The organism is Streptomyces auratus, assembly GCF_050433025.1.
Lineage (GTDB): Bacteria > Actinomycetota > Actinomycetes > Streptomycetales > Streptomycetaceae > Streptomyces > Streptomyces sioyaensis.
In genome coordinates, this window is sequence record NZ_JBNGCB010000001.1 from 3334114 (window position 1) to 3345262 (window position 11149).

General features: G+C 71.2%; 9 protein-coding genes. 6 read left to right on the forward strand and 3 right to left on the reverse strand.

The window, feature by feature from the left end:
• Positions 1-12 precede the first annotated feature (12 nt).
• Positions 13-1701: an LCP family protein gene (locus tag BKA18_RS14290; protein ID WP_366047982.1), complete on the forward strand. Its 1689-nt coding sequence runs from the start codon at positions 13-15 to the stop codon at positions 1699-1701.
• A 260-nt stretch (positions 1702-1961) separates the two neighbouring features.
• On the opposite strand, the gene BKA18_RS14295 is transcribed toward BKA18_RS14290, so the two are convergent.
• Complete coding sequence (locus BKA18_RS14295) at positions 1962-2993, reverse strand: glycosyltransferase family 2 protein (protein ID WP_366047983.1); 1032 nt, start codon at positions 2991-2993, stop codon at positions 1962-1964.
• A 273-nt stretch (positions 2994-3266) separates the two neighbouring features.
• On the opposite strand from BKA18_RS14295, the gene BKA18_RS14300 reads away from it, so the two are divergent.
• The 3 genes from BKA18_RS14300 to BKA18_RS14310 all read left to right on the forward strand — a co-directional run bounded on the left by BKA18_RS14300 (position 3267) and on the right by BKA18_RS14310 (position 5867).
• Positions 3267-4730, forward strand: a complete 1464-nt coding sequence (locus BKA18_RS14300) for an LCP family protein (RefSeq protein ID WP_006605222.1) — start codon at positions 3267-3269, stop codon at positions 4728-4730.
• A 70-nt stretch (positions 4731-4800) separates the two neighbouring features.
• Complete coding sequence (locus BKA18_RS14305; RefSeq protein WP_366047984.1) at positions 4801-5256, forward strand: hypothetical protein; 456 nt, start codon at positions 4801-4803, stop codon at positions 5254-5256.
• 29 nt (positions 5257-5285) lie between these two features.
• The gene (locus BKA18_RS14310; protein WP_040900621.1) at positions 5286-5867 is read left to right on the forward strand and encodes a VanZ family protein; all 582 of its coding nucleotides are present in this window, start codon (positions 5286-5288) and stop codon (positions 5865-5867) included.
• Here the strand turns inward: BKA18_RS14310 and BKA18_RS14315 are convergent.
• Positions 5818-6372 carry an acyl-CoA thioesterase gene (locus tag BKA18_RS14315; RefSeq protein WP_366047985.1) on the reverse strand — a complete coding sequence of 185 codons (555 nt, stop codon included), beginning with the start codon at positions 6370-6372 and terminating at the stop codon, positions 5818-5820. The genes BKA18_RS14310 and BKA18_RS14315 overlap by 50 nt on opposite strands.
• Positions 6373-6645: 273 nt before the next feature.
• Here BKA18_RS14315 and BKA18_RS14320 point away from each other — a divergent pair, with 273 nt between their 5' ends.
• Entirely contained in the window at positions 6646-7941 is a 1296-nt protein-coding gene (locus tag BKA18_RS14320; RefSeq protein WP_366047986.1) for an LCP family protein, read from the forward strand.
• A gap of 81 nt (positions 7942-8022) precedes the next feature.
• Here the strand turns inward: BKA18_RS14320 and BKA18_RS14325 are convergent, their stop codons facing one another.
• Positions 8023-9198 (reverse strand): acyl-CoA dehydrogenase family protein, encoded by a 1176-nt coding sequence (locus tag BKA18_RS14325; RefSeq protein WP_093483540.1) that lies wholly within the window; start codon positions 9196-9198, stop codon positions 8023-8025.
• Between the two features lie 259 nt (positions 9199-9457).
• Between BKA18_RS14325 and BKA18_RS14330 the strand changes: the two genes are divergently transcribed.
• The gene (locus tag BKA18_RS14330; protein ID WP_366047987.1) at positions 9458-10798 is read left to right on the forward strand and encodes a UDP-glucose dehydrogenase family protein; all 1341 of its coding nucleotides are present in this window, start codon (positions 9458-9460) and stop codon (positions 10796-10798) included.
• The last annotated feature ends 351 nt before the right edge of the window (positions 10799-11149 follow it).

Here is an 11149-nt window from a genome sequence, read left to right on the forward strand (position 1 = left end):
GGAGAGAGCCAGATGCGGCAGAGCAGTGTGCGTGGTGACCGATCGCGCCGGCGACGCGAGCCGGACGCACAGGAGTTGGGCTGGGACGACGGTCTCTACGCGGACGGGGGCCTGCCGCCGGACGCCCCCGGCTGGACGCCCGCCGACGACGGCGTGCCCCCCGAGGACGGGGACACGTCCGCCCACGGCGGCCACCGCAAAGGGGGGCGTCCGCGCCGGGGCAAGGGCCGCAGGGTGCTGCGCTGGACGGCCTTCTCCCTCGCCGTCCTGATAGTGGGCGGCGCGGGCGCCGGGTACTGGTACTACGAGCACCTCAATGCCAACCTCCGCAAGGCTCCGCGGTCCCTGGGCGGGGGCGGGCTCAAGAAGCCGGACCCCAACGCCTTCGGGCAGAGCCCGCTGAACATCCTGCTGCTGGGCTCCGACGGCCGTAACAGCGCGGAGAACATCAAGCTCGGCGGCGCCCGGCAGGACGCGGACCGCAAGCCGCTGGCGGATGTGCAGATGCTGCTGCACGTCTCCGCGGACCGCAGCAACATGTCGGTGATCTCCATCCCGCGGGACACCCGGGTGACGATCCCGCAGTGCACCGACCCCAAGACGCACCAGGTCTATCCGCAGACCTCCGCGGCCATCAACCAGTCGCTCCAGCACGGCGGTCCGGGGTGCACCCTGGCCACCTGGCAGGAGCTGACCGGCGTCTACATCGACCACTTCATGATGGTCGACTTCTCCGGGGTCGTCTCCATGGCGGACGCCATCGGCGGGGTCCCGGTCTGTGTCGACAACAACGTCTACTCGCACGACAGCAAGGGCCACGGCAGCGGGCTGAAGCTCACCAAGGGCACCCACTCCGTCAAGGGCGTGCAGGCCCTGCAGTGGCTGCGCACCCGGTACGGCTTCGAGGACAACACCGACATCGGCCGGGCCAAGGCCCAGCACATGTACATGAACTCGATGGTCCGCCAGCTCAAGAAGGGCACCAAGCTCACCGACCCGGGACAGCTGCGCGATCTGGCGGAGGCCGCGACCAAGTCGCTGACCGTCGACGACGGCCTGGACACCGTCAAGAAGCTCTACGACCTGGGCGGCGACCTCAACCGGGTCCCGACCAAGCGCATCACGATGGTCACCATGCCCTGGCAGTACAGCCCCGACGAGTCGTACGTCATGCCCAAGCCCGGCGACGCGGAGGCCACCTTCGCGCTGCTGCGCAACGACACCGCGCTGGACGGCAAGGACAAGAAGAAGAAGGCGACGCCGGAACCGAAGGCGTCAACGCCCAAGGGCGAGCTGAAGGTGGTGGTGCAGAACGGCACCAACAGCACGGTGAACGGCCCGGTCTCCGGCCGCGCGGCCGTCATCCAGCAGCGGCTCGCCGGCCTCGGCTACGGCGCGGCCGGCACCGACCCGGCGCTCACCACCCAGGCCGACACCACCATCACCTACCGGGACAAGGGGCTGCGGGGCGACGCCCTGGCGCTGGCGAAGGCGCTCGGTCTGCCCAAGGGCGCGGTACGGGAGTCCAGTTCGGCCACCGGGATGCGGCTGGTGATCGGCAACGACTGGCGCACCGGCTCGGCGTACCCGAAGACGTCGGGCGACGACAAGAGCGCGGACAAGGCCCCGGACAGCGCGGACGCGCTCAACGGCGAGGACTCCAAGGTCTGTATGAAGGTGAATCCGCAGTACAGCTTCTGAGTCGCGGGATCCGGGGCCCCACCCGCCACTTCTTTTGCAGGCCAACCCCCTCTTCGCTGGCGTGAGTTCCCCCTCATACGCGATGACCAGGCGTTTTGAGGGACATCACGGCATGGACCGGGCGGCGCGCAGCCGCCGGCGGTCGCCGCTTGCCGGAGCGCGGCGAAGGACTGGTCAGCTGTTGAGCTGAGGGTTGCGTCCGGCCCTGCCCGAGCATGCAGCAGGGCCGGCTCGACGGTGAACACCGCCGGGGAATGCCCCTACTCGCCCCCGGCCGGCGGGGCCATGACCGCCGGACGGCGGCTGGCGATGACCCGCTTGGCCAGCGAGCGGGGGCTGGTCAGGAAGCCCACGCCCCAGGCCATGTGCATGGTGGCCAGGGCGAGGGGGATCTGGAGGCGAGCCTTCGGTGACAGGCCCTTGCCGGCGGGTACCGAGCCCGCGACGATGGCGGCGAGATAGCCGCCCGGGACGATCAGCGCCCAGGGCGTGACCGCCGCGCCGGCCACCAGGCCCGCCGCGATGGCGCACACCGCGGTCGGCGGCGCGAGGTAGCGCAGGTTGATCGATCCGGCGTGGTAGCGGGCGACGACATGGCGCCACTTGCCGTAGTCCTTGTACTGCTTGGCCAGCGCCCGGACGCTCGGCCGCGGGCGGTACTGGACCTTCAGCTCGGGCGAGAACCAGATCGCGCCGCCGGCCTCCCGGATGCGGAAGTTCAGCTCCCAGTCCTGGGCGCGGATGAACTCCTCGTTGTAGCCGCCCTGCTGCTCCAGCGCCTCGCGCCGGAAGACGCCGAGGTAGACGGTCTCGGCGGGGCCGGCCTGCCCGCCCGTGTGGAAGGCGGCATTGCCCACGCCGATCTTGGAGGTCATCGCCGCGGCGACCGCGTCCTCCCAGGCGTTCTCCCCCTCGGCGTGCATGATGCCGCCGACGTTCGCCGCGCCGGTCTCCTCCAGGAGGCGCACGGCGGTGGCGATGTAGTTCCGCGAGAGCATGCCGTGACCGTCGACCCGCACCACGATGGGATGCCGGGACGCCTTGATCGCGGCGTTCAGCGCGGCGGGCGTACGGCCGGTGGGGTTCGGCACCGTGTGCACCCGCGGGTCTTCGGCGACGAGCTCGGCGGCGATCTCGTCCGTACGGTCCGCGGACGGGCCGAGGGCGATCACCACCTCCATCTCTCCGGCGTACTCCTGCTCCAGGATGTGCCGGACCGAATTGCGCAGGTGACGTTCCTCATTGAGCACCGGCATGATCACGGAGACGGCCGGGGGCTGCTGCTGCGGCATGGTTCCTCAGGGGGTACGGCCCGCGGCGGCCGCCAGCGACGGCAGCGCCCGCCGGGAGACTGCAGAATCGCGCCTCACGTTACCGCGAATGGGGGACACCCTCGGGCGCAGCCGGGTGGCCGGGCGGCGGATGCCCGGCGTGTGACGCTTTGCAGCCGATCGTATGGGCCTACGGTGTCCTCGCCGGCTTCGTCCCCGTTCGCCTCCTTCCTGTCCTGCCCCGCTCCCCCGCCGGGCACCGCTCACGCCCGTCCAGCCGCGGAGGTGTCCCCCGTGACCGCGCCGTTCCGCTCCCCCCGTCCGGCCAGGCGCCGTGCCCCCCGGCCCGCGCCGCGCCGGCGCCCGCCGGGGAAGCGCTGGGGGCTGCGGATCGGCGCCGCCGCGTCCGTGCTGGTGCTGGCCGCGAGCGGGATCGGGCACGCCATGGTCACGGGCGTGGAGAGCGGCCTCGGCCGGGTGGACGCCTTCAAGGGCATGAGCAATCGCCCCGGCGGCGGCGACGGCCTGAACTTCCTGGTCGTCGGCACGGACGGGCGGGACAAGCTCACCGCCGCGGAGAAGCAGCGCTACCACCTGGGCGGCGCGCCCTGTCACTGCACCGACACCCTCATGCTGGTGCATCTCTCCGCCGACCGGGACCGCGCCAGCGTGATCAGCCTCCCCCGTGACTCCTACGCCGAGGTCCCGGCCCATACGGACGCCGTCACCGGCGCACCGCGCCCGGTCCACGCCATCAAGCTGAACGCGGCCTACGCGGAGGGCGGCCCCAGCCTCACCGTGCGGACCGTCGAGCACATGACGGGGGTGCACATCGACCACTATCTGGAGGTCGATTTCACCAGCTTCATGCGCAGCGTGGACGCGGTCGGCGGGGTGGAGATCTGCACCGTACGGCCGCTGCGGGACAGCTACACGGGCCTGGCCCTGCCGGTCGGCAAGTCGCAGCTCAACGGGGGGCAGGCGCTGCAGTACGTGCGCTCCCGACACATCGACGGCTCCGCCGACCTGGGCCGGATGCAGCGCCAGCAGCGCTTCCTGGCCGCCCTCATCCACAAGATCACCTCCTCCGGAGTGCTGATGAACCCCATCCGCTTCAGGGACGTCGCCGACACGATGCTGCGGTCCGTACGGGCCGACTCGGGCTTCGGGGCCAACGACCTGGTCGACCTCGGGCAGGCGATGCGCGGCTTCTCCCCGTCGTCCTCGGAGTTCACGTCGGTGCCGCTGGCCAGTACGGCCCAGACGGTGCCGGGCGTCGGGTCGACCGTGCGCTGGGATCCGGTGCAGGCGCCGAAGCTCTTCCAGGCGATCCGCGAGGACAAGCCGCTCGCGGCGCACCGGGACGGGAAAGGGCCGCGCGGCCGGGTCGTCGACGTACCGCCGGGCCAGGTCCAGGTGCAGGTCGACAACGGCAGCGGCCGGGCCGGGGCGGGCACCTCGGTGGCCGGGGAGCTGCATGCCACGGGTTTCGCCACGACCGGCGCTCCCAGCACCTCCCCCCTCGGCACGGTGCCCCGCACGGTCCTCGCCTACGACCCGCGCTGGGACCGCTCGGCCCGCTCGCTGGCCGTCGCGCTGCCCGGCGCCGAGCTGCACCCGGTGACCGGGCAGGGGCCGGTGATGCAGGTGACGGTCGGCCGGGACCACCGGACCGTGCAGCGGGTGCGGGCCGAGGAGCCGCTACAGAAGCCCGGCGGGATCGCGGCGATCACCGGCGATCAGGCGGTGTGCCCATGAGGCGGCGCGGCGAGCTCCGCAGCGCAGCCTGCGCGCCTCGCGCGGGCGGGGCCGAGCGAAGCGAGGCGGTATGAGCGTCCCCGCGCCCCGCCGCACCCTGCCCGGGCCGCCGGCCCGCCGGCCGGACGCACACCACCGTGCGCGCCGGGTCACGGTGGCTCTCGCGGCCTTGGGCCTGGTCGCGGCCACCGCTGCCGCGGCGCCGCCGGCGCCGGCCGCACCGACCGGCTGCGGGGATCTGGTGCGCGGCCAGCTGTGTCTGCGCGGTCCGGTGGGGGCCGACGGGACGTACACCGCGACCTACCGGCGGGACGAGCCGGCCGGGCTGGACGAGATCATCGTGCGGCTCGGCTACCAGCGCAAGAACGACCGGATCACCGCCTTCCCCGGCTGGTTCGGCACCCGGCGGACGCAGGGCGGTGCCGTCGGGCTGAGCGGCCGGGTGGAGATGCTCCGGGACGAGTGCATCCGGGGCGTCATGGAGCAGGCGCAGACGATCTACGTCACAAAGTGGAGCTGCAGTTGATGTCCTGGATGTCCTGAAAGGTGCGCATCGTGTGGCAGGTAGTGCTCGGCATCACCCCCGCCTCGGTGGCGCTCTTCCTGGTCCTGGCGCTGCTGCTGGCGCTGGCGCTGGCCCTGTGGGCGGCTCGGGCCCCGGCCGGCCGCGCACCGCGCACCACGGCCCGGATGCTGCTGGCCGGCTGGCTGCTGCTGCTCCTGGCGGCGACGCTCGCCCCCAGCCAGCCGATCGGCTCCGGGGACGCGACGGTGTGGTGGCGGCCCGGAGAGGGGCTGTTCGAGCTGGGCGCCCAACTGGAGCCCGGGGAGCTGGCGATGCTGGTGCGGCGGCAGATCGCCAATGCCGCCCTGTTCGTCCCCGCACCGCTGATGCTGAGGTTCGCGGCGCCGCGCACGTCGGCCGCCGCGGCGTTCCTGCTGGGGGTGGGCCTGTGCCTGGCCATCGAGACGGCGCAGCTGCTGATGCGGGCCGGGCGGATCGCCGATGTCGACGATGTGATCTGCGCGGCGGCCGGCACCGTCATCGGCACGGGGCTGGCGCTGCTCGCCCAGCTGACGGTCGCCGCTATGCGTCGTCGAGGCCTTCCGCGGCGCGCCGTTCGCGCAGCTCCTTGATGGCGCGCCGCCGGGCGAGGCGGTGCGTACGGCGGATCTGCGCCTCCTGGTAGCGGCGCTTGTCCTGCTCGGTCTCGGGGACCACCTCCGGCACCCGGCGCGGCTTGCCCTGCTCGTCGACCGCGGCGAAGACGAGGTAGGCGGAGCCGACCTGCTGGGCCGGGCTGGATTCGTTCCAGCGCTCGGCCAGGACCCGGACGCCGACCTCCATCGAGGAGCGGCCGGTCCAGTTGACCTGGGCGCGCACATGCACGAGGTCACCGATCCGGACCGGCTCCAGGAAGACCATCTCGTCCATGGAGGCGGTCACGGCCGGTCCGCCGGAGTGCCGCCCGGCCACCGCGCCCGCCGCGTCGTCCACCAGCTTCATGATCACGCCACCGTGCACCGTGCCCAGCAGGTTGGTGTCGACCGCCGTCATGATGTGGCTGAGTGTGATGCGGGACACAGAGGTGGGCTTGCCCGCCTGCGCTTCCTCGGGGTTTTGGGTGACGAGTTCGGTCATGCAGCCAGCCTAAGTGGGCGGAGGACGGCCGGGCCCCGCACCGTCCGTGAGACAGCTCTCGCACCGAAGCGCAGGTCCGTGACATTGCTCTCGTGATCGCTGCCGGATACAAACCGGAATACGGTCTTCCGTTATCCCAGGTCGGGAAGGTGACGACCCCTTCCGGAATGCGGCGCAAGGCCGCCGTGGCTTTGCATCAGCTCTGCAACAGCCCTGGCCCGATCCGGCACCCGCTCTATGGAGCACCCCGCCGCGGCGTGCACACTTCCCCGTATGAATGAGTGGCCCAATGGGTGGTCCGGCGACCAGAGCGGCAACCGGTACGGATACGGCAGCGGCAACGCCGAGCCGGAGGGTGCGCGCGCCATGCCCCAGGTACGGCGCGACGCGGCCCCCGGCTACCAGCGGCACGAGCCGCCGCTGCCGCCGTCGATGTCCCCGCACAGGGGCGCGACCGTGCCGCCGCAGCAGTCCCAGGGCTACGACGACGCATACGACAGCGGCTACAACACCGGCGAGGTCTACGGCGGCGGCGGTGGCGGGGGCCGTCGCGGCGACGACTACGACTACGGCCGTGCCGGGCGGCCGCGGCCGCGCTGGGGCCGGCGCATCAAGTGGACCGTGATCACCCTGGTCGCGGTGCTCGCGGTGGCCTCGGTCGCCACCTACTTCTGGGCCGACGGCAAGCTCCGCCGCCAGGTGGACCTGAGCAAGGTCATCGACCGGCCGGAGGCGGGCGACGGCACCAACTACCTGATCGTCGGCTCGGACAGCCGTGAGGGCATGTCCGCCGCGGAGAAGCAGAAGCTGCACACCGGCTCCGCCGAGGGCAAGCGCACCGACTCGATGATGATCCTGCACGACGGCAGCAACGGCCCGACGCTGATATCCCTGCCGCGTGACTCGGACGTCGAGATACCGTCGTTCGTCGGCTCGGACTCCGGCAAGAAGTACCCGGGCACGGGGCGGCACACCAAGCTCAACGCGGCCTACGCCGAGGACGGCCCGGAGCTGCTGGTGCGCACCGTCGAGTACAACACCAAGCTGCACATCGACCACTACGTCGAGATCGGCTTCGCCGGCTTCGCCAACATCGTGGACGCCATCGGCGGCGTCGAGATGGACATCCCCAAGGCGTTCAAGGACAAGAACTCCGGCGCCGACTTCCCGGCCGGCAAGCAGACGCTCAACGGCCAGCAGGCGCTCGCCTTCGTCCGCACCCGGCACGCCTTCGCCGGCCAGGACCTGGACCGGACGAAGAACCAGCAGAAGTTCCTGGCGACCCTGGCGAGCCAGACGGCCACCCCCGGCACCGTGCTCAACCCCTTCAAGCTCTACCCGACGATGAGCGCCGGCCTGGACACCCTCATCGTCGACAAGGACATGAACCTGTTCGACCTCGGCAGCATGTTCTTCGCGATGAAGGGCGTCACCGGCGGCGACGGCAAGTCGATGAACATGCCCATCTCCGGCTCCACCGGCGGCAACCTGGTCTGGGACAAGGCCAAGCTCCCGAAGCTGGTCCAGCAGCTGAACAACGACGAGAAGGTCACGGTCAGCGGCAACTGACGCACGGCCGCCCGACACACGAGGGGCCCGGACCGCCGCTGCGGTCCGGGCCCCTCGCCGTATGCCGTTCTACTGCCCCTACTACTGCGGCAGGTTGCGCGCCATCACGATCCGCTGGACCTGGTTGGTGCCCTCGTAGATCTGGGTGATCTTGGCGTCGCGCATCATCCGCTCGCAGGGGTAGTCACGGGTGTAGCCGTAGCCGCCGAGCAGCTGGACGGCGTCCGTGGTGATCTCCATGGCGGCGTCCGAGGCGTAGCACTTGGCCGCGGCGCCGAAGAACGTCAGGTCCTCGCCCTTGCCGCCCGCGGATATCCGCTCGGAGCGGGCGGCCGCGGCGTAGGTGAGCTGACGGGCCGCCTCCACCTTCATGGCCATGTCGGCGAGCATGAACTGCACGCCCTGGAAGTCGCCGATCGGCTTGCCGAACTGCTTGCGCTCCTGGACGTAGCCCTTGGCGTAGTCCAGGGCCCCCTGGGCGATGCCGAGCGCCTGGGCCGCGATGGTGATGCGGGTGTGGTCCAGGGTCTTCATGGCGGTGGCGAAGCCGGTGCCCTCGGCGCCGATCATGCGGTCGGCGGGGATCCGGACGTTGTCGAGGTAGACCTCGCGGGTCGGGGAGCCCTTGATGCCGAGCTTCTTCTCCGGAGCGCCGAAGGAGACGCCCTCGTCGCCCTTCTCGACGACGAAGGCCGAGATGCCCCTGGAGCGCTTCTCGGGGTCGGTGACGGCCATCACCGTGTAGTACTCGCTGACACCGGCGTTGGTGATCCAGCGCTTGACGCCGTTGAGGACGTAGTGGTCGCCGTCGCGGACGGCCTTGGTCTTCATCCCCGCCGCGTCGGAGCCGGCGTCCGGCTCGCTCAGGCAGTACGAGAACATCGCGTCGCCCTTGGCCAGCGGGCCCAGGTACTTCGCCTTCAGCTCCTCGGAGCCGGAGAGGATCACCGGCAGCGAGCCGAGCTTGTTGACCGCCGGGATGAGGGAGGAGGAGGCACAGACACGGGCGACCTCCTCGATGACGATGACGGTCGCCAGCGCATCGGCGCCGGCGCCGCCGTAGGCCTCCGGGACGTGGACGGCGTGCAGGTCGTTGGCGACCAGCGCGTCGAGCGCCTCCTGCGGGAAGCGGGCCTCCTCGTCCACCGCGGCGGCGAACGGCGCGATCTTCGCCTCGGCGAGCGAGCGCACCGACTCGCGGAGCATGTCGTGCTCCTCGGATGGCCGGTACAGATCGAAATCAGCGGTTCCCGCCAAGGTTTCTCACTCCCCTGAGAGCTGACTGCAAGTGCTAATTACCGTTAAGTAACCCGTTACCTCTCCGGATTCTAGGCGCCGGATCCCGGCTGCGGATACGTGAGGTTGCCGACAGTGACGCACGGAGCGGGGGCGAGCGGCTGGAGTGGGCCCATCCGCGCCCGACTATGCTCGGTCAGCGCCATTTTCCTGCCCGCCCGCACACCGACCACCACCCTGAATGCCGGCGCCCGCGCCGCCCCGCTTGTTTGGAGCATCCATGGCCCTCAAGATCACAGTGATCGGCACCGGCTACCTCGGCGCCACCCACGCCGCGGCCATGGCCGAGCTGGGCTTCGAGGTGCTGGGGCTCGATGTGGTCCCCGAGAAGATCGAGATGCTGCAGCGGGGCGAGGTCCCGATGTACGAGCCCGGCCTGGAGGAGCTGCTGGGCCGCCATGTCGCCGGGATCGAGGGGTCGAGCGGACGGCTGCGCTTCACCACCTCCTACGAGGAGGCCGGCGCCTTCGGCGATGTGCACTTCATCTGCGTGAACACCCCGCAGAAGCACGGCGAGTACGCCTGTGACATGTCGTACGTGGAGAGCGCCTTCGACGCGCTGGCTCCGCATCTGACCCGGCCCGCCCTGGTGGTCGGCAAGTCGACGGTGCCGGTGGGCAGCGCGGCCCGGCTCGCCGAGCGGCTGGCCGCGGCCGCCCCGGCCGGCGCGGCGGTCGAGCTGGCCTGGAACCCGGAGTTCCTGCGCGAGGGGTTCGCCGTCCAGGACACCCTGCACCCGGACCGGATCGTGGTGGGTGTGGCCGGTGAGCGGGGCGAACAACTGCTGCGTGAGGTGTACGCCACACCCCTCGCCGAGGGCTCCCCCTTCATCGTCATGGACTACCCGACGTCCGAGCTGGTGAAGACCTCCGCCAACTCCTTCCTGGCGACGAAGATCTCCTTCATCAATGCGATGGCGGAGGTCTGCGAGGCGGCCAACGGCGATGTGGTGAAGCTCGCCGAGGCCATCGGGCACGACGAGCGGATCGGCAAGAAGTTCCTGCGGGCCGGCATCGGCTTCGGCGGCGGCTGCCTGCCCAAGGACCTGCGGGCCTTCATGGCGCGCGCCGGTGAACTGGGCGCCGACCAGGCGCTGACGTTCCTGCGCGAGATCGACTCGATCAACATGCGGCGCCGCGGCCACATGGTCGAGCTGACCCGGGACGCGGTCGGCGGCGGCTTCCTGGGCAAGCGGGTCGCCGTACTGGGCGCGACCTTCAAGCCGGACTCGGACGACGTCCGCGACTCCCCCGCGCTCAACGTCGCCGGCCAGATCCACCTCCAGGGCGGCCAGGTGACGGTCTACGACCCGAAGGGCATGGAGAACGCGCAGCGCGTCTTCCCGACGCTGAGGTACGCCGACACCGCCCTGGACGCCGTACGCGGCGCCGACGTCGTGCTCCACCTCACGGAGTGGCGCGAGTTCCGCGAACTCGACCCCGCCAGCCTGGGCGAGGTCGTCGCCGAACGCCACATCCTGGACGGCCGCAATGCGCTTGACCCTGCGCTGTGGCGCAAGGCCGGCTGGACGTACCGGGCGCTTGGGCGCCCGAGCGCCTGACCCCCTACGTTGTCGGCTCTCCCGCCGTGACGCTGCGCTTTGCGGCGCCGCCGCACGTTTTTGTCTTTCCCGCCGTGAGGGTTTGTCGCCGTTGCGCTTTGCGGCGCCGCCGCACGTTGTCGGCTGGCCCGCCGTGGTGGCGTTTCGCCGTTGCGCCTGCGGCGGGCGTGGTTTGTCGGGTGCGGTGCCGCTCCTCCGGACTTCGTCCTGCGGCGCGGCCCCTCCCGTAGTGGGTGGGAAGAGGCCGGTGGGGGCGGGCCCCGGCCCTCAACTGCGTGCAGTCGAGGGATGAGGCTCGCCCCCACCGGTCTTCTTCCACCCCCAACGGGAGGGGGCGGACCGCAGGACGGA